General features: G+C 72.4%; 21 protein-coding genes and 2 riboswitches. Of the genes, 11 read left to right on the top strand and 10 right to left on the bottom strand.

Annotation, left to right across the window (positions count from 1 at the left end):
* Positions 1-141 precede the first annotated feature (141 nt).
* Positions 142-1,107: a 2-phospho-L-lactate transferase gene (gene cofD / locus LL239_RS01435; RefSeq protein ID WP_228161653.1), complete on the top strand. Its 966-nt coding sequence runs from the start codon at positions 142-144 to the stop codon at positions 1,105-1,107.
* A gap of 4 nt (positions 1,108-1,111) precedes the next feature.
* On the opposite strand, the gene cofC is transcribed toward cofD, so the two are convergent.
* The 4 genes from cofC to cofG all read right to left on the bottom strand — a co-directional run bounded on the left by cofC (position 1,112) and on the right by cofG (position 6,858).
* Positions 1,112-1,750: a 2-phospho-L-lactate guanylyltransferase gene (cofC, locus tag LL239_RS01430; RefSeq protein WP_228161652.1), complete on the bottom strand. Its 639-nt coding sequence runs from the start codon at positions 1,748-1,750 to the stop codon at positions 1,112-1,114.
* A gap of 204 nt (positions 1,751-1,954) precedes the next feature.
* Positions 1,955-2,965: a glucose-6-phosphate dehydrogenase (coenzyme-F420) gene (gene fgd / locus LL239_RS01425; RefSeq protein ID WP_228161651.1), complete on the bottom strand. Its 1,011-nt coding sequence runs from the start codon at positions 2,963-2,965 to the stop codon at positions 1,955-1,957.
* A gap of 36 nt (positions 2,966-3,001) precedes the next feature.
* Positions 3,002-4,465, bottom strand: coding sequence for a flavin-containing monooxygenase (locus LL239_RS01420; RefSeq protein ID WP_228161650.1), 1,464 nt, complete (start codon positions 4,463-4,465; stop codon positions 3,002-3,004).
* The gene (gene cofG, locus LL239_RS01415; protein ID WP_228161649.1) at positions 4,462-6,858 is read right to left on the bottom strand and encodes a 7,8-didemethyl-8-hydroxy-5-deazariboflavin synthase CofG; all 2,397 of its coding nucleotides are present in this window, start codon (positions 6,856-6,858) and stop codon (positions 4,462-4,464) included. Before cofG ends, LL239_RS01420 begins: the two co-directional genes overlap by 4 nt.
* Positions 6,859-6,996: 138 nt before the next feature.
* On the opposite strand from cofG, the gene LL239_RS01410 reads away from it, so the two are divergent.
* The gene (locus tag LL239_RS01410) at positions 6,997-7,386 is read left to right on the top strand and encodes a hypothetical protein (RefSeq protein ID WP_228161648.1); all 390 of its coding nucleotides are present in this window, start codon (positions 6,997-6,999) and stop codon (positions 7,384-7,386) included.
* A 4-nt stretch (positions 7,387-7,390) separates the two neighbouring features.
* Here the strand turns inward: LL239_RS01410 and LL239_RS01405 are convergent, their stop codons facing one another.
* Complete coding sequence (locus LL239_RS01405; protein ID WP_228161647.1) at positions 7,391-8,200, bottom strand: ABC transporter permease; 810 nt, start codon at positions 8,198-8,200, stop codon at positions 7,391-7,393.
* Positions 8,201-8,205: 5 nt separating this feature from the next.
* Positions 8,206-9,414 (bottom strand): ABC transporter ATP-binding protein, encoded by a 1,209-nt coding sequence (locus LL239_RS01400; protein WP_228161646.1) that lies wholly within the window; start codon positions 9,412-9,414, stop codon positions 8,206-8,208.
* A gap of 87 nt (positions 9,415-9,501) precedes the next feature.
* Between LL239_RS01400 and LL239_RS01395 the strand changes: the two genes are divergently transcribed.
* The 6 genes from LL239_RS01395 to LL239_RS01370 all read left to right on the top strand — a co-directional run bounded on the left by LL239_RS01395 (position 9,502) and on the right by LL239_RS01370 (position 15,346).
* Positions 9,502-10,566: an enoyl-CoA hydratase/isomerase family protein gene (locus LL239_RS01395; protein WP_228161645.1), complete on the top strand. Its 1,065-nt coding sequence runs from the start codon at positions 9,502-9,504 to the stop codon at positions 10,564-10,566.
* 7 nt (positions 10,567-10,573) lie between these two features.
* A complete protein-coding gene (locus tag LL239_RS01390) occupies positions 10,574-11,440 on the top strand; it encodes an LssY C-terminal domain-containing protein (RefSeq protein ID WP_228161644.1) in 867 nt (288 codons plus the stop codon).
* A complete protein-coding gene (locus tag LL239_RS01385) occupies positions 11,437-11,961 on the top strand; it encodes a hypothetical protein (protein ID WP_228161643.1) in 525 nt (174 codons plus the stop codon). Before LL239_RS01390 ends, LL239_RS01385 begins: the two co-directional genes overlap by 4 nt.
* 260 nt (positions 11,962-12,221) lie before the next feature.
* Entirely contained in the window at positions 12,222-13,142 is a 921-nt protein-coding gene (locus tag LL239_RS01380) for a DnaJ domain-containing protein (protein ID WP_228161642.1), read from the top strand.
* Between the two features lie 160 nt (positions 13,143-13,302).
* Positions 13,303-15,066, top strand: a complete 1,764-nt coding sequence (gene ctaD / locus LL239_RS01375) for an aa3-type cytochrome oxidase subunit I (RefSeq protein ID WP_374197603.1) — start codon at positions 13,303-13,305, stop codon at positions 15,064-15,066.
* A gap of 97 nt (positions 15,067-15,163) precedes the next feature.
* Entirely contained in the window at positions 15,164-15,346 is a 183-nt protein-coding gene (locus LL239_RS01370) for a DUF5302 domain-containing protein (protein WP_228161641.1), read from the top strand.
* A 90-nt stretch (positions 15,347-15,436) separates the two neighbouring features.
* On the opposite strand, the gene LL239_RS01365 is transcribed toward LL239_RS01370, so the two are convergent.
* The 4 genes from LL239_RS01365 to LL239_RS01350 all read right to left on the bottom strand — a co-directional run bounded on the left by LL239_RS01365 (position 15,437) and on the right by LL239_RS01350 (position 19,910).
* A complete protein-coding gene (locus tag LL239_RS01365; protein ID WP_228161640.1) occupies positions 15,437-16,891 on the bottom strand; it encodes a bifunctional hydroxymethylpyrimidine kinase/phosphomethylpyrimidine kinase in 1,455 nt (484 codons plus the stop codon).
* The gene (gene thiE, locus LL239_RS01360) at positions 16,888-17,529 is read right to left on the bottom strand and encodes a thiamine phosphate synthase (RefSeq protein ID WP_228161639.1); all 642 of its coding nucleotides are present in this window, start codon (positions 17,527-17,529) and stop codon (positions 16,888-16,890) included. The genes LL239_RS01365 and thiE overlap by 4 nt, the downstream gene beginning before the upstream one ends.
* Positions 17,526-18,308 carry a hydroxyethylthiazole kinase gene (gene thiM / locus LL239_RS01355; RefSeq protein WP_228161638.1) on the bottom strand — a complete coding sequence of 261 codons (783 nt, stop codon included), beginning with the start codon at positions 18,306-18,308 and terminating at the stop codon, positions 17,526-17,528. Before thiM ends, thiE begins: the two co-directional genes overlap by 4 nt.
* A riboswitch (TPP riboswitch) is annotated at positions 18,300-18,391 on the bottom strand. It overlaps the preceding gene by 9 nt.
* A gap of 31 nt (positions 18,392-18,422) precedes the next feature.
* A complete protein-coding gene (locus LL239_RS01350; protein ID WP_228161637.1) occupies positions 18,423-19,910 on the bottom strand; it encodes a D-alanyl-D-alanine carboxypeptidase family protein in 1,488 nt (495 codons plus the stop codon).
* 37 nt (positions 19,911-19,947) lie between these two features.
* A riboswitch (TPP riboswitch) is annotated at positions 19,948-20,057 on the top strand.
* On the opposite strand from LL239_RS01350, the gene LL239_RS01345 reads away from it, so the two are divergent.
* From LL239_RS01345 to LL239_RS01335, 3 genes are all read left to right on the top strand, one after another.
* The gene (locus LL239_RS01345; protein ID WP_228161636.1) at positions 20,050-20,679 is read left to right on the top strand and encodes an ECF transporter S component; all 630 of its coding nucleotides are present in this window, start codon (positions 20,050-20,052) and stop codon (positions 20,677-20,679) included. Its footprint overlaps the riboswitch before it by 8 nt.
* Positions 20,679-22,130 (top strand): ABC transporter ATP-binding protein, encoded by a 1,452-nt coding sequence (locus LL239_RS01340; RefSeq protein WP_228161635.1) that lies wholly within the window; start codon positions 20,679-20,681, stop codon positions 22,128-22,130. The genes LL239_RS01345 and LL239_RS01340 overlap by 1 nt, the downstream gene beginning before the upstream one ends.
* A gap of 29 nt (positions 22,131-22,159) precedes the next feature.
* The gene (locus LL239_RS01335) at positions 22,160-22,915 is read left to right on the top strand and encodes an energy-coupling factor transporter transmembrane component T family protein (RefSeq protein ID WP_228161882.1); all 756 of its coding nucleotides are present in this window, start codon (positions 22,160-22,162) and stop codon (positions 22,913-22,915) included.

Below are 22,915 nucleotides of genomic sequence, written 5' to 3'. Positions count from 1 at the left end.
AGAACGGGGCCGGGCTGGAGTCGGACGGCGGCATTCCGCGGCCGGTGGGGGCGCGGGCGTTCGAGGTGCAGGAGTTGTGCGCGGCCCTGCGGTGGGCGCTGTGGCATCCGCATTGCCTCGGCCCAGTGGAAGACTGGAGGGATGCAAAATCTCCAGCCTCGCGTCGTCGTGCTCGCCGGCGGTGTCGGCGGATCGAAGTTCACCCTCGGTGTGCGCGCCGCTCTGCGCCGACTCGGGGCGCCGGATGCGACTGTCGTGGTGAACACGGGGGACGACCTGTGGCTCTCCGGGGTGCGGCTGCAGCCCGACGTCGACTCGATCACCTACGCGCTCGCCGGGGTCAATGACACCGTGCGCGGCTGGGGTCGGGAGGGTGACACCGAGCGGGTGAACGAGGAACTGCAGGCGTGGGGCGCGGGCTGGCCGTGGTTCACGCTCGGCGACCTCGACCTGGGCACCCACCTCGCGCGCACCGGGTGGCTCCGCGACGGCCTCACCCCGACCGAGGTCCTCGGTCGGATGGCGCAGCGCTGGCCGCTCGGCATCCGGCTGCTCCCGATGACCGACAGCGAGGTCGACACGCACGTGCACGTCGAGGACGGTCGGCGCCTCCACTTCCAGGAGTGGTGGACCCGTTACCGCGCGACCCTGATCCCGACGCGGTTCGAGAACCCCGGAATCCTGGATGCCAGGCCCGCGCCGGGGGTCGTCGAGGCGATCGCGCAGGCCGACGTGGTGCTGCTCGCCCCGTCGAACCCGGTCGTCTCGATCGGGCCGATCCTCGCGGTTCCCGGCATCCGGGAGGCCCTGCGATCCACGACGGCGCGGGTGGTCGGTGTGTCGCCGATCATCGGCGGGCGGGTCGTGCGCGGCATGGCCGACGTGTGCCTGACGGCGATCGGCGTCGAGACGTCGGCGGCGGCCGTCGCCCGGCACTACGGTGCGCGGTCGGCCGAGGGGGTGCTCGACGCCTGGCTGCTCGCCGAGGAGGATGCGGCCGCGGCTGCGGAGGTGGAGGCTTCGGGGATCCGCGCGGTGGTCGCGCCGCTGTGGATGCGGGACGAGGATGCCTCGGCCGCGATCGCGGAGGCGGCGCTCGGGGCGTGACGCGTCAGGCCGCCGCAGCCGCCAACACCGCCGCCGTCCGCGGCCCCACACCCAAGGCCACGGCCTCGGCGAGTTGCGCGGCCGTGTCGACGTCGCGCCGCAGCGTCGACCCCCGCGCAACCGTGAGGTCGGTGCACCCCAGCAGCCGATGGCGGGCGGCGGAGTCGGCACCGAAGGCCGACACCCACACGGCGCCCGGGCGCGCGGTGATGAGGGTGGAGCCGGTGCCCTCGGCATCCGGGACCAGGCCCCGCTCGACCGCGCCCGCCAGTTCGAGCGCGATGTCGAGGTCGTGCGGCGTCAACGCCGGAACATCGCCCAGCAGCGCCGCCCGGGGTGCGCCCTGGCCGGCGGCGTCGGCACCCAGCGCGATCGCGGCGTCGAGGCCGCGAACGTCGCCCTCGGCGATCACGTCGACGGCGGGCCACCGTGACACCAGCGCCGAGACCTCGGCGTCATCGGTCACGACGAGCACGCGCGAGACGTGGGGGGTCGCGGCGGCGGCCGCGATGGTGTCGAGTGCGATCGCGCGCGCGAGGGCCTCGCGGTCGGCACTCACGGCGGTCAGCCGCGTCTTGCCGAGCGCGGCGGGCTTCACCGGCACGACGACGGTCCAGCCGTCGCGGTTCTCAGGAGTGCTCATCGCCTCCATTGTGTGCCGAACTCCGGAGATTTCCGGCTGGGGCTAGCGGTTTCGGCGCAGATACGGCATAACGGCGCGATTTCTCCGGAGTTCGGTCCGCGCCGGCGGGCTGTCCGCACCGGCGGGCTGTTCGCACCGTCGGGCTGCCCGCGCCGGCGGGCTGCCCGCACCGGCGGGCAGCGCCGACCCGTGCGAGCCCCGCCCTCAGGCGAACCGTGCCCGCAGCCGTGGCAGGATCTCGGCGCCGTACGTGCGCAGGAACTCCTCCTGGTCGTCGCCCGGGTCGTGGAACACGAGGTGGCGGAAGCCGAGATCGACGTAGTGCGCGATGCGCTCGACGTGCTCGTCGGGGTCGGTCGACACGATGAACCGGGATGCCGCGCGCTCGATGGGCAGCTCGTCGGCCAGGCGCTGCATCTCGAGCGGGTCGTGCACGCTCATCTTCTCTTCGGGGGTGAGCGCGAGCGGGGCCCAGAAGCGGGTCTTCTCGAGCGCGGTCTCGTGATCCGGGTGGTACGAGACCTTCACCTCCATGAGCGTGTCGATGTCGTCGCGTGTCCGCCCCTCCTTCGCGAGGCCGTCGTCGAGGGCCGGGAGCAGCTTCTCCGTGTAGAGAGACGGATCCTTGCCGCTCGTGGTGATGTAGCCCTCGGCGATTCGGCCGGCCAGACGCGTGGCTGCGGGACCGGAGGCGCCGATGTAGATCGGCACCTTCTGCTCGGGGCGGTCGTAGATCGTGGCATCCTTCACCGAGTAGTAGGTGCCCTCGAAGGTGACCCGGTCTTCGGTCCACAGCTTGTCGATGAGGGTGATCGCCTCTTTCAGACGCTGGAAGCGCTCGGGCGGCTCGGGCCACTCCAGACCCAGGGTGACCTCGTTGAGCGCTTCGCCGGTTCCGACACCGAGCGCGACGCGGCCGGGGAACATCACACCGAGCGTCGCGAACACCTGAGCGATGACCCCCGGGTGGTAGCGGAACGTCGGTGTCAGCACCGAGGTTCCGAGCATCACGCGCTCGGTGCGGGCCCCGAGGGCGCCGAGCCACGGGAGGGCGTTGGGGGCGTGACCGCCCTCGTGCCGCCAGGGCTGCAGGTGGTCGGAGAGGAAGACCGAGTCGAAGCCCATCTCCTCGGCGAGCACGCCGAACTCGAGCAGCTCGTTCGGCCCGAACTGCTCGCTCGAGGCCTTGTATCCGAATCTCAGCGGAACGCTCATGACTCTCCTTCTGTGTGAGCCGCGCGGGGCGATGCGTCAGCCGCGCACGGGGGTGTGCGCGGGCTCGAACTCCGACCCGTCGGTACCGGTCAGTCTCTCGTGGAACGCCTGGACGGTGCCGGGCCACAGCAGCGTCAGCCGCCCCGACCGCTCGTCGACGTACCAGTTGCGGCATCCGCCGGTCATCCAGGGGGTGGATGCCGCGGCGGCGGCGATCTCGTCGGTGTAGGCCGCCTCGGCCTCGGGGCGCACGCGCAGAACGCGATCGGGGCGGCGGTCGCGCTCGGCGAGGGCGCGGACGACGTAGGCCGCCTGCTCCTCGATCATGAGGACCGCCGAGTTGTGCCCGAGGCTCGCGTTGGGGCCGTTGAGGACGAAGAAGTTGGGGAACCCGGCGACCACGGTCGACCCGAACGATGTCATGCCCTCGGACCAGTGGTCGGCGAGCGTTCCGTCTTCGCCGCGCACGAGGTCGGCGTACGGCTGCTGCGTCGAGGCGAAACCCGTCGCCAGCACGAGCACGTCGGCCTCGTGCTGCTGCCCGCTCGCGGCGGTCAGCGTCGACCCGTCGACCCGGTCGAGGGCGCTGGGCTCGAGGGTGACCCGGTCGGATGCCACGGCGGGGTAGAACGTGTCCGAGAGCAGCACGCGCTTGCAGCCGAAGGCGTAATCGGGCGTCAGCGCCGCGCGCAGATCCGGGTCGGCGACCTGGGCGTGCAGGTGCGCGAGCGCGGCGTCGCGGGCGGCTGCGGAGGCGGCGGCATCGCCGGAGCGCGAGGCGAACCGCGCCTCGCCTTCGGCGTACAGCTCGGCGCGCAGGCGAGCGAGCGCGCCGGGGTTCCGAGCGAGGCGGTCGCGTTCGGCGGGCGGGATCTCGCCGCCGCCGCGCGGCACGATCCACGCCGCGGTGCGCTGGAACAGCGTCACGTGGGCGGCGCGCTGCGCCAGCTCGGGCACGAGCTGCACCGCGCTCGCCCCGGTGCCGACGACGGCCACCCGCGCACCGGCGAGATCGACGTCGTGATCCCACCGCGCGGAATGGAACAACGGCCCGGGGAAGGACTCGAGGCCGACGATCGCCGGCACGTGGGGTTCGGTCAGTCGTCCGCACGCGAGGACGAGGGAGCGGGCCCGGAGGACTTCGGCACCGGTGTCGATGCGCCACAGCGAGGCGTCGGCATCCCACTCGGCACCCACGAGCGGGGTGTGCAGTCGGAGGCGGTCGCTGACGCCCGCGGCCACGTCGCGCAGGTACTGCTGGATCTCGTGGCCCTGCGCGAACGTCTGCGACCAGCCCGCGTGCGGGTGCGCGGCGTAGCTGTAGAGGTGGGCGGGCACGTCGCACGCGACGCCGGGGTAGGTGTTGTCGCGCCACGTGCCGCCGACGTCGCCCGCGCGCTCGATGACGACGACGTCGTCGCGCCCGGCGCGACGCAGGGCCCCGGCCATGCCGAGCCCCGCGAATCCCGCGCCGACGACGACGACGTCGACCACGCTCACGCGGCGACTCCCGCCGACACCACGCCGTAGTCGGTGGTGCGCAGACGGAACGGGCGCATCAGGCTCCGCGCGATGCGCTCGGCAGCCGCGACCGGCAGCTCCAGCCCCTGCTCGATCCCGGCGTCCGGCAGCACGGCGCCGTCGTAGAGCGTGCCGCCGAGGTCGTCGCCGCCCGCGCGCAGGAGCACCGCCGCGCTTTCGCGGCCGACGCGCGTCCAGGGGATCTGGACGTGCGCGATCGACCCCGACAGCAGCAGTCGCGACACGGCCACCATGGCGCGGTGCTCGTCGAGCGGCGCACGTCCGGCCACGAGCGGGACGTCTCCGCCCGGAAGCGGGATCGGAACGAACTCGGCGAAGCCCTGCGTCTCGGACTGGATCGCGCGCAGCCGCCGCAGGTGGGCGATCCGCTCCTCCGCGGTCTCGACGTGGCCGTAGAACAGCACCGACGTGGAGCGGAATCCGGCGCGATGGGCGGCGGTGATGCTCTCGACCCAGCGGTCGATCTCGAGGTCGTCCGGGGCGACGAGCCCGCGCACACGCTCGCTGAGCACCTTCACGCCCGTGCCCGGAACGGTGTCGACGCCCGCGTCGGCCATCGCCGTGAGCGCGCCGGCCAGGCCCAGGCCCGCGCGGTCGGCCAGATCGCGCACGTCGAGCGGGCGGTAGGCGTGCACGTGGATGCCGGGAGCCCCGCGCTTCACGGCCCGCACGAGGTCGAGATACCCCGACGGATCCTCGCTCGCGGGAAGGGCGCCCTGGATGCAGATCTCGGTGGCCCCGAGCGCCGCGGCATCCGCGGCGATCGCCGTGGCGTCCGCGAGGTCGAACTCGCCGGTGCCGGTGCGTCCCGCACGTCGGAAGCCGGTCGAGGTGAGGTTGCGGTTGCGCACGAGGGTGACGGGCTCGCCGACGGTGTAGCGGCGCGCGTCGTCCGCCGCCGCGGTGAGGGCGTCCAGCTCGGCGCCGGTGGCGCGCAGCAGCCGCGTCCAGTCGGCGTCGTCGAGCGCCAGCGGGTCGGAGGCTGCGGCGTCGGCGAGGCGGCGCACACCCGGGTCTGGCGTGGAAGACGAGGACGCGCGGCGAGCGGAGGATGCCGCGGGGACCGGGGTTCCTCCCGTCGCGGGCGCCGCGGCCGCCTCGCGCGCGCCCCCGGGGATCACGTCGGCCGCGAGGCCCGTGGCATCCGCCAACGCCCGCAGAGGCGCGTGCAGCGCGGGGTCGATCCACGCCGCTGCGTCGCGGACGTACTCGGGGTGGGCGGTGAGCCGCTCGCGGAGGGTGAAGCCGTGCGCCGCGGTCTGGGCGGCGAGGTCGTCGATGTGCGGCCACGGGCGTTCGGGGTTGACGTGGTCGGCCGTCAGCGGCGACACCCCGCCCCAGTCGTCGATCCCGGCCGCGATCAGCAGTCCGAGCTCGCGCGGGTCGGACAGGTTCGGCGGCACCTGGATCCGCATGTCGGGGCCGAGCACGAGCCGTGCGACGGCGACCGCCGCGAGGTACTCGTGCATGTCGGCATCCGGAGCGCCCTGCATGGCCGTGCGGGGCTTCGCGCGGAAGTTCTGCACGATGACCTCTTGCACGTGGCCGTGCCGGTCGTCGAGGTCGCGCAGGGCGACGAGCGACTCGGCGCGGTCGCGCACGGTCTCGCCGATGCCGACCAGGATGCCGGTGGTGAACGGGATGCCGGCGACCCCCGCGTCGTCGATGACGCGCAGACGCAGGTCGGGGTCTTTGTCGGGGGAGCCGAAGTGCACCTGACCGGGCTCCTCGTAGAGGCGCCGTGAGGTGGTCTCGAGCATCATGCCCATCGACGGCGACACCGGGCGCAGCGTCGCCAGCTCGTCGGGGTGCATCACACCGGGGTTGGCGTGCACGAGCATGCCGGTCTCGGCGGTGATGAGGCGTGCGATGTGCGCCACGTACTCGATCGTCGAGGCGAAGCCGTGCTCGTCGAGCCAGGCCCGCGCCTCGGGCCAGCGCTCCTCGGGGCGGTCGCCGAGGGTCAGCAGCGCCTCCTTGCAGCCGAGCGCCTGTCCCTGGCGCACGACCGTCAGCACCTGCTCGGGGCTCATGTACGCGGGCTTGCGCAGCAGGTTCAGCTGTCCGGGGGTGTCGACGAAGATGCAGTAGTGGCAGCGATCGCGGCACAGGGTCGTGAGCGGAACGAACACCTTGCGCGAGTAGGTGATGACGTGCGGGCGGCCGGCGCGCTCCAGCCCTTCGTCGCGCAGGAGGCCGGCCGCACGCGACAGCACGTCGATCGGAGCCTGCAGCAGTCGCTCGGTCTCGTCGACGTCGGGCCGGTGCCCGTCGCGCACGCGCGCCAGGAGGTCGTCGATCGAGACGCCCCGGGCCGGTGCGGCCTGCGGCGCAGCGCTGCCCGTGCTCATCGCTCCAGGCTATCCCTCCGCCCCGACATCGGGGCCGCCGGTCACGCACGCGGACGCGGCGGCGCCATCGACCGATCGTTGCGCTCTCGTAAGCGATGCGGACCGTGCCCGCCCGGCTGCGCTGGCAGGATGGATGCCATGGTGACCCTGCTGCTCGACTCGACGCAGCTCGAGGTCGTGCTCTCGCCGACCGAGCGTGCCCTGTCGTTCCGCAAGCGCAACATCGTCGTGCCGCGCGAGACGATCGACCGTGTGCAGCTGACCGATGACGCGTGGACGTGGCTGCGCGGCGTCCCCAACCCCGGCACCAACCTCCCCGTCGCGGTCGCAGCCGGCACATGGAAGTCCGCGGGCGGCAACGACTTCGTGATCATCCGTCGCCGCAAGTCCAGCGTCGTGATCGACCTGAGCGGACATGACGAGTTCGAACGCCTCGTCCTGACCACCAAGCACGGTGTGGCGCTGCTGAAGGCGCTGCGTCTCGAGGTGGCATCCGAGCCCGAGGACGTCGCCGACCTGGTCTCCTGACGCGTCAGTCGACGTCGCGCCGCCAGGTCGTGACGAGGCCGATCGCCACCAGTACCACGGCGTAGCCGAGGAGGACGAGGCCCCCGAGCCACCACTTGAGCGGCTCCGAACCACCGGCACCCACGGCGCCGAAGATCGTCTGACCCACGAGCGCATCGCTCGCGGCGCTGGGGAACCAGCGCGCCACCGCGTCGAGGCCGTCGACGACGCCGGCGATCGTGCGCACGATCGGCTCGACGAACAGGGTCACCGCCAGCACGATCACGATCGCCGCCACCTGATTGCGTACGACGGTGCCGACACCGATCCCGACGACGGCCCACAGCGCGAAGGCCAGCAGCATCCGGCCCACGAGCACCCACGTGTCGGACGACGTCAGCTGCGTGTCGAGACCGAACGCCGCGAACACCCCGGCGCCCGCCCCGATCGCGGCGATCGAGCCGACGACGCCGTAGAGGAGTCCGACGAGGACGCCGATCACGAACTTGCCGCCGAGCACCACACCGCGGCGCGGTGTCGCGAGGAACGTCGGGGTGAGGGTCTTGTGCCGGAACTCGGTGGTCACCATGAGCGTGCCCGCCAGCAGCGGGAAGACGTATCCGACGGCGCTCGCCGAACTGTAGACGAGCGGCGCCAGGCTGTCGGTCGATGGCACCGTGCCCTGGGCCCCGGGGAGGGCTCCGGATGCCACGCCCCCGAACGCCAGCGCGAGCACACCCGCCGTGAAGCCGACGTAGACGACGAGCACCACGGCCAGCACCCACCACCCGGCGGTGCTGAACTGCTTCGTGTACTCGGAGCGAGTGGATGCCACCAGGCTCACCGCGACACCTCCGTGTTCTCGGCGCGGGAGTCGTCGTCCGGCGCGTCGGCGACGGGCACGATGTCGATGACGCCGGTCGAGGCCACCGCGTACGACGGCCGGGGGCCGGGGTCGTCGTCGGGCGCTGCCGGCGGGGCGGCGCCCCGCGGGGCGGGGAGGACGGGGACGAGGTCCGTCGAGGGTGCCGGGTCGGTCGCGGGCGCGAGGCCGGCGGGCTCGGGCTCGGGCCCCGTGGTCTCGGCATCCGGAGCTTCCTCCACCGCCGTCGCCGTGCCGGCAGTCATGACCGGACCCGCGGCGCTGGCGTGCGTGCGGACGCCGCTGACGAGCTCGAGGAAGATGTCCTCGAGGCTCGCGCCCTTGCTCTGCAGGTGCGAGAGCGAGATGCCGGCACCGGCGGCCAGCGCCCCGATCTCGACGGGTTCGTGGTGCCGGATGGTGAAGCCGTTGCGCAGCAGCTGGTACTCGATGCCCCGCTCGTCGAGCAGTCGGGAGAGGGCGTCGCGGTCGGGGGAGTCGACGACGGTGGAGAACTCGTCGGGGTCGGCGAGGTCTTCCGTGCCGCCCTGGAAGACCAGGCGTCCGCGCGAGATGATCAGCAGCGCGTCGACGGTCTGCTGCACCTCCGCGAGCAGGTGCGACGAGATGAGCACCGTGCGGCCCTCTTCCGCGAGGTGACGCAGCAGCGAGCGCATCCACCGGATGCCTTCGGGGTCGAGGCCGTTCGACGGTTCGTCGAGCACGAGCACGCCGGGGTCGCCCAGCAGAGCGGTCGCGAGCCCGAGGCGCTGCCGCATGCCGAGCGAGTATCCGCCGACGCGGCGACCGGCGACATCGGCGAGGCCCACGAGTCCGAGCACCTCGTCCACGCGGGAGAGGGGCAGACGGGCCGCGCGGGCGTACGCCTTGAGATGGTTCGCGGCCGAGCGCCCCGGGTGGAAGCTGGATGCCTCGAGCGCGGCGCCGACGGTCTGCAGGGGCTGCGCGATCTCGGCGTACGGGCGCCCGCCGATCGTCGCCGAGCCGGACGTGGGCCGCACCAGCCCGAGGAGCATGCGCAGCGAGGTCGTCTTCCCGGCGCCGTTCGGGCCGAGGAATCCGGTCACCAGCCCCGGCTCCACGCGCGCGGTCAGGCCGTCGACGGCCGACACCGCGCCGAAGCGCTTGGTCAGCCCGGAGAATTCCAGCACCTGTCCTTGGGGCATCGAGTACCTCTCGTTCGGCGGGCGTTCTCCCCATCCTCCCCGATCCGGGGCCGAAAACACATCTCGCGGCCTGTGTAACGTGGCAGCGTGAACGCACAGCGATCCGACGACGACGAGGTCATCGCGCGAGCCTGGCGGGGTGTGGGCCACCTGACCCTCAACCGTCCCCGCGCGATCAACGCGCTCGATCTCGGCATGATCCGCCGGCTCGCCGTCGCCCTGGACCGGTGGGAGCACGACTCCGACGTCGATCTCGTGCTGCTCGACGGTGCCGGGGAGCGCGGGTTCTGCGCCGGCGGTGACGTCAGGGCGCTCTACGACTTCGTCGTGGCGGGCCGCATCGACGAGGTGCACACCTTCTTCCGCGAGGAGTATGCCCTCAACCACCGCATCGCCACCTACCCGAAGCCGATCGTCGCGATCGCCGACGGCGTGACGATGGGCGGCGGCGTCGGACTCGCCGGCCACGCGCGCATCCGCATCGTCACCGAGCGCTCGCAGCTCGCGATGCCCGAGACGCGCATCGGCTTCACTCCGGACGTGGGCGGATCCTGGCTGCTGGGGCGCGCACCGGGCCGCGTAGGCGAATACCTGGGCCTCACCGGCGCGACGATGGATGCCGCCGACGCACTGTACGCCGGATTCGCCGACCACCTCGTGCCCGTCGCGCACCTGGCGGCCCTCCACGAGGCGCTGGAGTACCGGGCCGACCCGTCCAGCCCGACGGAGCTCGTGCTGCTGTTCGACGAGAGCCCCGAGAGATCGAAGCTCGAGACCTGGCGTCCGTGGATCGACGACGCCTTCTCCGCCGACGACCTCGACGGCATCCTGGACCGGCTGCGCCGGCGTGCGGAGCCGGAGGCGCACGCGACCGCCGATCTCCTCGAGGCGTCAGCCCCGACCGCGGTGTCCGTCACGCTCGAGGCCGTCCGTCGCGCGCGGGCACTGCCGTCCCTGCGCGCGGCACTCGCGCAGGAGTACGGGCTCGTGATGTGGTTCGCGACGACGCAGCCCGACATGGCCGAGGGCATCCGCGCGCAGCTGGTCGACAAGGACCGTTCGCCGTCGTGGTCGCCCGCACACCGCACCGACCTGCCTCCGCACCGCGTCGCCGAGGCGTTCGCCCACGACCCCGAACCCTCGCTGTGGTGACAGTGCGATGAGCGGACGGAGGCGCTGGTCGATCGGGCGACTGCTCGACGGGTTCTTCTTCGTCTTCGCCGGTCTCGCCGCCGTGTGGCTCGCGTACCTCAGCTTCACGCAGACCTTCACGATCGGCTGGGGCGGCATCGTCATGGCGATCGTCTTCTGGGGTCTGCTCGCCTACCTCGTGCTGCCGCGGCTGCATCGCATCCTGACCGCGATCTACGTGCCCGACTACTTCATGGGACGCACCCGCACGTCGGACGGCCTGCTCGGCGACCCGGTGAACCTGGCGTTCCAGGGTGAGCGCGCGCAGGTCGAGGCCGCCATGGCGGCCGCCGGCTGGATCCCCGCCGACCCCGTCGGCCTCGTCTCCTCGTGGCGCATCGTGGCGTCGACCCTCACTCGGCGCAGCTACCCGACGGCGCCGGTGAGCCCGCTGTTCCTGTTCGGACGGATGCAGGACCTCGCCTACCAGCAGGAGGTCGCCGGCTCTCCCGCGCAGCGCCACCACGTGCGTCTGTGGAAGTGTCCGGACGGATGGCTCCTCCCCGGCGGCCGTCGCGTCGACTGGCTCGCCGCGGGAACGTTCGACCGGGCCGTGGGACTGTCCCTGTTCACGCTGCAGGTCACGCACCGCATCGACGCCGACACCGACATCGAGCGCGACCACATCGTCGCGACGGTGCAGACCGTCCCCGGCGTCGTCGTCGACGTCATCCGCGACTTCTCCACCGGCTATCACTCGCGCAACGGCGGCGGCGACAGCATCACCACCGACGGCGACCTGCCGATCCTGGACACCCGCGGCGTCGCCGCCCTCACCCCCGCGGAGCGGACGGATGCCGTGACCGGGAGCTCCGCGGGGGAGGTGCGGCCATGAGCGAGAGGCATCCGCAGAAGAGGGTCGCGTTCGAACCGCTCGCCGCCCCGGTCGTCCACGACCCGGCGATGCGCCGGCCGGCGGCGACGGTCGCCGGGGGACTGCTGGTGCTGCTGCGCGCGGTGGCGGGGATCGTGTGGGGCCTGACCGTCGCGTTCGATCTTCCTCCGTGGCTGCAGGTGCTCTCCGCCGCCGCCGACGGCGATGCCGACGAATCCTCGACGCTGACGATGTCCGACCTGGGCGTGGACGCCGGTCTGTTCCTGGGCATCGTCGGCGCCGTCGCCCTCGTGCAGGCGGTGTTCGGCATCCTGCTGCTGCGTGGCAGCAACCTCGCCCGCGTGGTCGTGATGCTCGTGTCGACGGTCTCGATCGTCGCCGCGTTCGTCGGGTGGTGGGAGCTGGGCGAGGAGATCACGGTGAGCACGACCCTCGTCACGGTGAGCCTCGACATCCTCGTGCTTCTCGCCCTCTCCAGTCGGGATGCCGCCGCCTACGCCCGCCGGAACGAGCGGAACTGACCCCGGGCACAACTCCTGCGGAATCGGCATCCACCCGCGCGGATGCGGCGCATTGTGCGGTTGTGCCGGAGTTGTGCGGAGGGGCCGGTCCCGCACAACTCCTGCGGAATCGGCCGATGGGTGCCGGGTGGGGTGGTGGGGCCGGGTTGTGCCGGAGGCGCGCCGCGGTCAGCGAAACCTCGGGCCGATCCCGGTGTCCGCACAGACGGCGGCCGATAACCTGAGGGATGCCGCGCCCGAGCGGCGGAACGGATCAAGGCGTGTTCGACAGTCCCATGTCGCTTTCGGCGTACGAGGTGCTCCGCGTCGACGTCGACGTCGACGACGAGGGCCTGCGGCGCGCCTACCGCGTCCGCCTGCGCGAGACCCACCCGGACACCGGCGGCGACGCCGCGATGTTCGTGCAGGTGCAGCGTGCGTGGGAGCTGGTCGGCACCCCCGAGGCCCGCGCCGCCTACGACCGCGGGCGCGGACACGCGTCGTCCGAGTGGGGTGGGGCCACGGCATCCGCCGCTCCCCGTCCCGACACCCGGCCCCGGGCGCGCGCCTACGGTCACCCCGGCGGGTGGCGGCGGGAACGGTACCTTTCGCTGATCCGCGAGTGGGTGGGTCGCGGTGTCGAGGTCGCCGACCCCTACGACCCCGCGCTCGTGCGGTCGGCACCGCCCGAGATCCGGCACATCCTCGCCGATGCGCTCGCCGAGGAGGAGACCGCGCGCCTCGTCTCCGACCTCGGCATGGGGTACACCGTCTGGCACGACGTCTTCGCCGACCGCGACGGCGTCGATCCGGAGCAGAAGATCGACCACCTCGTGCTCGGTCCGAGCGGGCTGTACGCGATGCTCAGCGAGGACTTCGGCGGGCCGGTGGGCGTGCGCCGCGGCGAGATCTCCGGGCCGAACGTCATCGGTGCGCCGGTGACGCAGCTCGTCTCGCGCGCTCGCGTCATCGCCCGGGCCGCCGGCGTCCGGTTCAGCGGCGCGATGGTCGTGCTGCCCGACGACGCGATCCTCGACGCGGTCACCGTCCTCGGCAAGGTCCGCGGCACCCCGGTCGTGCTGGTGCAGCGCAGCGCCCTCACGACGCTGCTGCTCCGCGGCATCCCGGGTGCGCGCGAGGTCGGCGGCACCGAGCTGTTCGACATCCGCACCCGGCTGCAGCAGCGCGTGCGCCACGTCTGACGACCGCGCGGCCGGTCCGCGCAGTCGATACCGTATGGCCCCCTTCGCGGCAAGGGCGTCGCCGGTGAGCGTGCGCGGTTCCTAACGTCCGGGCACGGGTCTTCGGCGAATCTCCCTCCCTCGCCTCCGCCCGTCCTGCACCGGACGAAAGAGGCTCCGAATGGCGACCACCCGCGAGACCACCGAAAGGGCTGGAACGCGTCCGGCGACCATGCCGGCGGCGCAGGCTGCGCTGCTGAACCGCAGCCGCGTCGAGGCGAAGGGCAACGTCGTCGTCCGCTGGATCACCTCGACCGACCACAAGACGATCGGGTTCCTGTACATCATCGCGGCGCTGCTGTTCTTCATGCTCGGCGGCCTGATGGCGCTCATCATCCGCGCGGAGCTCTTCGAGCCCGGGATGCAGATCGTCCCGACCAAAGAGCAGTACAACCAGCTGTTCACGATGCACGGCACGATCATGCTGCTCATGTTCGCGACGCCGTTGTTCGCGGGCTTCGCCAACGCGCTGCTGCCGCTGCAGATCGGGGCGCCCGACGTGGCGTTCCCGCGTTTGAACGCCTTCGCGTACTGGCTGTTCCTCTTCGGCTCGACCATCGCCGTTTCGGGTTTCCTCACGCCCCAGGGGTCGGCCGGATTCGGGTGGACGGCCTACCAACCGCTTGCGAATGCGACGTTCCATCCGGGGGTCGGGGGCAATCTCTGGTTCCTCGGTCTCGGCATCAGCGGTTTCGGCACGATCCTGGGTGCCGTCAACTTCATCACGACGGTGCTGACGATGCGCGCCCCCGGCATGACGATGTGGCGGATGCCGATCTTCACCTGGACCGTCCTCATCACCAGCATCCTGGTGCTCCTGGCCTTCCCAGTGCTGGCCGCCGCCCTGTTCGCCGCCGCCGCCGACCGTGTGCTCGGAGCGCAGATCTTCCTGCCGGAGGCGGGCGGTGTGCTGCTGTGGCAGCACCTGTTCTGGTTCTTCGGGCACCCCGAGGTGTACATCATCGCGCTGCCGTTCTTCGGCATCATCAGCGAGGTCGTGCCGGTGTTCAGTCGCAAGCCGATCTTCGGGTACAAGACGCTCGTCTACGCCACCATCGCGATCGCGGCCCTGTCGGTCGCCGTCTGGGCGCATCACATGTACGCGACCGGTGGGGTGCTGTTGCCGTTCTTCGCCCTCATGACGATGCTGATCGCGGTGCCCACGGGTGTGAAGATCTTCAACTGGATCGGCACGATGTGGCGAGGATCGGTCACCTTCGAGTCGCCCATGATGTTCGTCATCGGGTTCCTGGTGACCTTCGTCTTCGGTGGATTGACCGGGATCATCCTGGCGTCGCCCCCGTTGGACTTCCACTTGCACGACACGTATTTCGTCGTCGCCCATTTCCACTACGTGGTGTTCGGGACGGTGGTGTTCGCGATGTTCGCCGGGTTCTACTTCTGGTGGCCGAAGTGGACGGGCCGCATGCTGAACGAGCGCCTCGCGAAAGTGCATTTCTGGATGCTGTTCGTCGGGTTCCACATGACCTTCCTCATCCAGCACTGGCTCGGTGTGGAGGGGATGCCCAGGCGCTACGCCGATTACTCGTCGCAGGATCTGTTCACCTGGCAGAACCAGCTCTCCACCGTCGGCGCGATGATCCTCGGCGCATCGATGCTGCCGTTCCTGCTCAACGTGTGGCTGACGGCCCGTCGCGGCGTCGCGATCACGGTGGACGACCCCTGGGGGTACGGCGCGTCCCTGGAGTGGGCGACGTCGTGCCCGCCGCCCAGGCACAACTTCACCGCGATCCCGCGCATCCGCAGCGAGCGACCGGCGTTCGACCTCCATCATCCGGAGGCGGGTGTCCCCGTGGGCATCGGGCCGGCGAAGGACGCTCCCGAAGCGCCGACGGTCGACGCCGCCGACGAGGAAGTGAAGTGAGCGCGCGGATGCCCCGCTCACCCGCACCGCGCCCGTCTCACCCGGGTGGGGCACATCGGGCGGCGCGCCACTGTGCGGACGTGCCTAGGGTGGGCACATGAGTACGGACGAGACCCCGGATGCCACGGCAGCCGACGAGATGAAGCGGAAGTTCAAGGAAGCCCTGGCCAAGAAGAACGGGCAGCAGCGGTCGGGTCAGGCTCACCTGGACGGTCACTCGGCCGTGCAGGGCACCCACGGAGCCGTCACGAAGCGGGAGTTCCGCCGCAAGAGCGGCTGATCCGCTCCGCCGCAGGTCGGGCCGGACTCCGGATATCTGAGCCGCTCGCGGCCCTCGCGATGCGTTGAGAGGCGTCGTCGACGCCGAGACTCAGGAGTTCGGCACACCTCCGTCGCCCCGCAGCGGTGCTTCGAAGAACGCCAGCTCCAGCGTCATCGACCGGTCGTGGGCCTCGGCCATCGCGGCGCGGACGGCGGGGGACGCCGTCCGGGCGGCGGCATCCGCGATGTCCGCGGCCGTGGCGGACGACGCCGCGAACGCCTCGTCGCCGTACGCCGTGAGCCAATCGGCGTAGGGGTGGTCGGGCGCGAACCCGCCGCGCCAGCGCGCGCCGATGTCGGTGTACAGCGCGAAGCACGGCAGCACCGCCGCGACGAGCACCGCGTAGGAACCTCGAGCCGCGACGGCGTGCAGGTGGTCGGTGTAGGCGGTGGTGGCGGGTGCGGGAGCGAGGCCGGTGGCATCCACGTGCCTCTCGTGGAGTGCTGCTTCCTCGGCGAGGCACGACGCCGACGCGGTCGCCCAGAAGCGCTGCTCCTCGGTCGTCGGGGCCAGTGCCGCGGCGTGCGCGAGCACACGGGCGTACTCGCGGAGGTAGAGCAGGTCCTGGCCCAGGTACCGATCGAAGACGGAGCGTTCCAGGTCGCCGGATGCCAGACCCAGCACGAACGCGCAGGCGTCGACGTCCGCGCGCACCGTTGCGGTGGCCGCCCACCGCTGGGCGCTCCACGACGTGCCGAGGTCGAGGTGGGGCCGCAACTCGTGGAAGTGGTCGATCGGGCCGTTGCCGCGCCCCACGTGGAGGTCGGCGGCGTGTTCGAGGGCGCCGGTGAGCCATCGCTTGGCGCGTGCGAGCGCCGCGGGCCACGCGAGGCCCTGTCCGGCGAGGGTCGCCATCGCGGACGACAGCGAGCATCCGGTGCCGTGCGTGTGCGGGGTGTCGACCCGGCGGCCCGGCACCGGGTGCACGCCCGTGGCGTCGACGATGGCATCCGGGCTGTCCGGACCCGACAGGTGCCCGCCCTTCAGCAGCACCGCGGTGTCCGCGCGGGTCGCGAGTGTCCGCGCCTGCGCGACCGCGACCTCCCAGTCGGGAGCGACGGAGTCGTCGACGAGCACAGCGAGCTCGGGCAGGTTCGGGGTGACGAGGTCGGCGAGACGGCACAGGTCGCGCACGGCCGCTTCGGCGTCGGGGTCGAGCAGACGGTCTCCGCTCGTGGCGATCATGACGGGATCGAGCACGATCACCGGCGGGCGCGCCTCGGCGAGCCACGCGGTCACGACCGCGACGACGTCGGCCGACCCCAGCATCCCGATCTTCACCGCGTCGATCTCGACATCGTCGCTCACCGCGCGAAGCTGTGCGGCCAGGAAGGCCGTCGGCGGCACGTGCACCTGGCGGACCCCCCGGGTGTTCTGCGCGACGAGGGCGGTGACGACCGCCATCCCGTAGCCGCCGAATGCGGAGATCGCCTTCAGATCGGCCTGGATGCCGGCACCCCCGGTCGGGTCCGTCCCGGCGATGCTCAGCACGCGGGGGATCATGCCCACGCCTCGCGCAGCGCGCGCGTCGCCGCCGCCGGGTCGTCCGCGCCGCTCACAGCCGAGACGACGGCGACTCCCGCCGCCCCGGCCCGCCGGAGCGCCGCGACGTCGTCGACCTCGACCCCGCCGATCGCGATGCACGGGAGAGGGGTGGATGCCGCCAGCCCGGCGAAACCGCCGATCCCGAGGGGCTGCGGGTGGTCGGGCTTGGTCGCGGTGGCGCGGATGACCCCGACCCCGAGGTAGTCCACGGTGCCCGCAGGCAGTTCGGCCGCGGCCGCCACGTGCGCGGGGGTGTGGGCGGTCCACCCGATCAGGGCCTCGGGGCCGAGCAGCCGACGCGCGGCCACGACCGGCAGGTCGCTCTGACCGAGGTGGACGCCGTCGACGCGCGCGCCCATCGCCCGGGCCGCGAGCGCGACGTCCACACGATCGTCGACGACGAAGGTCGCGCGTCCGGAGATCACGTCGGCGAGGGCCAGGACACGATCGAAGAGGTCGCGGCCGCTCGCCGTCTTGTCGCGGAACTGCACCACTCCGGCTCCGGCGCTCGCGGCAGCGTCGACGACGTCCGCGACCTCGGCGAACGGCATCCGGTGGTCGGTCACGAGGTGCAGCGAGAGGTCGTGCCCGCTCACGCCGCGACCCGGCCCTCGAGGTCGGCGGGCTCGATCGCGGCGAGGGCGTCGAGGAAAGCGATGGCGAAGGACCCCGGTCCGCTCGAGGACGCCTCGGCCCGCTCGGACGCCACCGCCCAGATCACGCTCGCGGTCGTCGCGGCGGTGCCTGCGTCGGTGACCGCGAGCAGCGCCGCCATCGCCGCGCCCAGGGCGCACCCGCCGCCGGTGACGCGGGTGAGCAGGACGCTGCCCCCGGCCACGTGCGTGGTGCGCTCGGCATCCACGATCAGATCCACCGCGCCCGAGACGGCCACCGTTCCGCCGGTCCGTGCGGCCAGGGCCCGGGCCGCGTCGAGGGCGTCGTGGGGCGTGTCGGTCGAGTCGACTCCCCGGCCCCCGGCCCCCGCTCCGGCCAGGGCGAGGATCTCGGAGGCGTTGCCGCGCACGATGGCGGGCCGCGCATCCAGGAGCTCTCGGGCCAGGGCGGTGCGCACCGGCAGCGCACCCACGGCGACCGGGTCGAGCACCCACGGCGTGCCCGCGGCGACGGCCTCCCGGGCCGCGTCACGCTGTTCGGCGGTCGGCGTGCCGAGGTTCACCAGGACGCCTCCGGCGAGATCGGCGAACATGCCGGCCTCGCCCGGGATGTCGCACATCGCCGGTGAGGCCCCGAGGGCGAGCAGCGCGTTGGCGGTGAAGTTGGTCACCACGGCGTTGGTGATGCACTGCACCAGCGGTGGCGAGTCCCGCAGGTCGGCGAGGGCGGTGGACGGAGACGACGACGTGCGAACGACCATTCGCGACATCCCTTCGCTAGTACGAACTAGATCAGGTTCGACGGGTGTGTTCTCAGCCCCGTGGGGCACCCCGTGTCACTGCGGCGACCGTAGCACAGGCGTCCGCCGCGTCCGTCAGTCGTTCAGGCCCAGGAGATCGAGCGGATGCGTCAGCCGCCACCAGGGGCTCGGCGGCTCGATGTCGCTTCGCAGCTGCACGTCGACCGTGGCGGCGTCGAGCGGACCGGTGGTGACCAGCTCGCCGACGGTCTCGCCCGCATCGCGCGCCTCTCCGAGCGTGAACGAGGTGCCGGGCGTCGCGCTCGCGCCGTTCCACAGCACGTTTTGCGCGTCCTCGGCGGTGACGAGGGAGACGTCCTCGCCCCACAGCGTCGAGACCTTGCCGACCACGGTCCCCGCCGGCACGGACGTGCGCAGCTGCACCTCCTCGGCCATGCGCGTGTAGAGGTCGCGACTCGCCTGGTCGCGCGAGTCGGGCCCCGGCTGTCCGAGCACCGCGGCGTAGACGCGGACGGTGGTCCCGCCCACCGTGAGGTCCTTCGCCGAGAGAAGGTTCCAGGCATCCAGCGTCCCGGTCTTGATGCCCACGACGCCGGGGTCGGCGAGCAGCGGGTTGCCGTTGCGGAACGATCCCGCGCCGGGGAGCGTCAGCTCGGGCGTGCGCACGATCTCGGCGATCACGGGGTTCTGCAGCGCTTTCTGGGCGAGGGCGATGAGGGCCGCGGGGGTGGCGGTGTTGCCCTCCTCGATGCCGGTGGGGTTGACGATCGTGATGCCCTGGATGCCGCGGTCGGCGAGGTAGCGCTCGGCGGCCGCGGCGAAGTCGGCATCGGAGGACCAGAGATCGGATGCCAGTCGCTGGGCGTAGTTGTTCGCCGAGGCGATGAGCATGCCCTGCAGCATCTGCAGCTCGGTGAGGGTTCCGTCGACGGGGACGTCGAGGGAGGACTCGCCACGGGCGCGGTACTGCCAGTAGTCGTCGCTGTCGGCCTGGGTGAACGCGTACGTCGGGCCCTGCTCGCCGGGCGCGAGCGGGAGTCGCTCGAGCACGAGCAGCGCTGTGACGACCTTGGTGATGCTCGCGATCGACTCCGGCGCGTCCGCGGAGGACAGCACTCCGGGCATGCCCTGCACCGCGACCGCGGCCTCGCCCTGCGCGGGCCACGCGGGAGCGGCGGCGGGAGCGGCGGTGGGCTGCACGACGAGCGGCACGACGCGCGGCGGTAGGGCGTTCAGAGGCCACAGCAGCGTGACGGCCGCGTAGACGGCGACGAGGAGCAGCAGGAGCAGGGGCGGGACGACCGTGCCGGGCCGCAGCGCTCGACGGCGGCGTCCGGCGAGGAGGTCGGGAGAGCGTGGACCGGTCGGGGTGAGCGCGAACTCCGGCGCCGGTCGCGGTGCGGCGGCGGCCGCGGGGTCGACCCACGTGAGGGCGACCGGTGCGCCGATGAGGACGCGCTCGGATCCTGCGGCCTCGGCCGACGCCGATGCCGATCCCGCGAGCTCCTCCGCCGCGGGCTCCGCCGGCGCCGTGGGCTCCTCGGGCTCGGGATCGACCCCGTCACGCGGCTCTCGCCTCGTGGCCGGGGTCTGGTCGTGCACCCGCCCACGCTACCCCGGCGACCGGCCTATACTCGGGAACCACAACCACGGGAGTCCGGTGAGCCGGGCTGAGAGGAAGCGACCCACGCTTCGACCGTCGAACCTGATCCGGATCATGCCGGCGCAGGGAGGAGAGAACATGCACACGTCCACGTCTGCCCGGACGGCCCCGGCCGTCGCCACGACCGGCCGTTTCCGGTGGCGCGTCGTCGACATCGTGGTCGCCGCCGTGCTCGGCGTCGCGATCGGCCTGGTGTTCTGGGCCTGGAACACCGTCGGGGGGCTCTGGTTCGTCGCGATGGACGGCCTCACGCCCGGCCTCGGCGGCATCGCCGTCGGCATCTGGCTGCTCGGCGGTGTCGTCGGCGGACTCGTGATCCGCAAGCCCGGAGCCGCGCTGCTGGTCGAGCTCGTCGCCGCCGTCGTCTCCGCCCTCATCGGCAACGTCTGGGGCATCAGCACGATCTACTCGGGCCTCGCGCAGGGCCTCGGCGCCGAACTGATCTTCCTCGCCTTCCTCTACCTCCGCTTCTCGCTCCCGGTCGCGATGCTCGCGGGCGCGGGCGCGGGCGTCGGCGCCTGGGTGCTGGAATTCTTCACGGGCAACATCGTCAAGACGGCCGAGTTCAACCTGCTCTACCTCGGGACGCTCCTCGTCTCCGGCGCGGTGCTGGGCGGCGTCGTCGGGTGGCTCCTCGTGCGCGCCCTCGCCGCCACGGGGGCGTTGAGCCGGTTCGCCGCGGGACGCGAACGCCGACGAGAGGTCTGATGCCGCACCCGGCGCGCGTCGAGGTCGACGGGTGGGGATGGCGCTACGCCGGTCGCCGGCTGCCGGCCACCCGCGACGTCGACCTGACGATCGAACCGGGCGAGCGGGTGCTCCTCCTCGGTGCCTCCGGCGCCGGCAAGTCGACGCTGCTGGCCGGACTCGCGGGCCTGCTCGGCGGCAGTGACGAAGGCGAGGCCACCGGCCGCATCCTCGTGGACGGGCAGGCTCCCGAGGGGCAGCGCGGTCGCATCGGCCTCGTCCTGCAGGACCCCGAGGCCGGTGTCGTGCTGTCCAAGGTCGGCGACGACGTCGCGTTCGGCTGCGAGAACCTCGGTGTGCCCCCGGACCTGATCCCCGTCCGGGTCGCGGAGGCCCTGGCATCCGTGGGTCTGGACGTGCCGCTCGAGCGGCGTACGGCGGCGCTGTCCGGCGGGCAGAAGCAGCGGCTCGCGCTCGCCGGTGTGCTCGCCATGCGCCCGGGACTGCTCCTGCTCGACGAGCCGACCGCCAACCTCGATCCCGACGGGGTGGGCGAGGTGCGCGCCGCCGTCGAGCGCGTCCTGGCTCAGGGGGAGACCACCCTCGTGCTGATCGAGCACCGCACCGCTGTGTGGGCCGACCTCGTCACGCGCGTGATCGTGCTCGCGCCCGGCGGGGGACTGCTGGCCGATGGACCGCCGGCCGCGGTGTTCGCCGCCCACGGTGCGGCGCTCGCGGCGGCCGGCGTGTGGGTCCCGGGGCACCCTGTCGACCTGCCCGTGCTCGCCCCGGCATCCTCCACGGCGGATGCCGTGCTCTCGGCATCCGGGCTCACGATCGGTCGCGAGCGCCGGACGCCGGTGCTCACGGCCGAGGACCTGGTGATCCCGGAGGGCGCGGGCACGGTGATCACGGGCCCGAACGGCGCGGGGAAGTCGACCCTCGCCCTCACCCTCGCCGGGCTGCTTTCCGAGATCGACGGCGAGGTGGTCTCCGCCCCGGGCCTGGCGGCGAGGGGGGTGCGGCGCCCGTCGCGCTGGCGGTCCACCGACCTGCTCACCCGCATCGGCACGGTGTTCCAGGAACCCGAGCATCAGTTCCTCGCCCCGACGCTGCGCGAGGAGCTCGCCGTCGGACCTCGGGCGCTACGGATGCCGACGGCCGAGGTCGACGCGATCGTCGACGAACTGCTCGAACGGCTCGATCTGGCATCCCTCGCCGAAGCCCACCCGTTCACCCTCTCCGGCGGGCAGAAGCGCCGCCTGTCGGTGGCGACGGTCCTGGCCTCCTCGCCGGCGGTGATCGTGCTCGACGAGCCGACGTTCGGTCAGGACCGCCGAGGCTGGGGCGAGCTGGTGGGACTGCTGCAGCGCGAGATCCAGCGCGGACGCTCCGTCGTGGCCGTCACGCACGACGCCGACGTCGTGCGTCACCTGGGGCAGCATCGCATCACCCTGGGGGGTGCGGCGTGACCGCGACGACCGCGCGGAGCGAGCGCACGATGTCGTGGCTGGACGGGGTCAACCCGGTCACGAAGATCCTCATCGCCCTCGTGCTCTCGGTCCCGCTGTTCGCCACCCTCGATCCCGTCAGCGCGTCGGTGGCCATCGTGCTCGAGCTGCTGTGCATACCCCTGACCGGGCTCGCCGTCGCCACGATCCTGCGCCGTCTCGTTCCCGTGGTCGTCTTCGCGCCGGTCGCCGGGCTCAGCATGCTGCTCTACGCCCGGCCCGGCGGCACCGTGTACGGCCGGTTCCTGTTCGCCACGATCAGCGACGACTCGATCGCGCTGGCGCTCGCGGTCATGCTGCGCGTGCTCGCCCTCGGTCTGCCCACGATCCTGCTGTTCGGTCGCACCGATCCGACCGAGCTGGCCGACGCCCTCGCGCAGGTCGCGAAGCTGCCGAGCAGGTTCGTGCTGGGCGTCCTCGCCGGTGCCCGCACCGTGGGGCTGTTCGTCGAGGACTGGCGGACCATGACACTCGCCCGGCGGGCGCGCGGACTCGGCGATCGCGGTGCCCTGCGCCGATTCCTGTCGATGGCGTTCGTGCTCCTCGTCTTCGCGGTGCGCCGCGGGACCACCCTGTCCACGGCGATGGAGGCGCGCGGCTTCGGCGCAGACATCGACCGCACGTGGTCGCGACCCTCGCGCCTGCACCCGCGCGATGCGGGGGCCCTCGTCGGCGCGGTGGTGCTGATCGGCGTCGCGCTCACCGTCGCCGTCGCGACGGGGACGTTCCGCTTCGTGGGCGGATGA

This window comes from Microbacterium testaceum, from assembly GCF_020781835.1.
Classification (GTDB): domain Bacteria; phylum Actinomycetota; class Actinomycetes; order Actinomycetales; family Microbacteriaceae; genus Microbacterium; species Microbacterium testaceum_H.
This window is presented reverse-complemented; position numbering and strand designations above follow the sequence as displayed.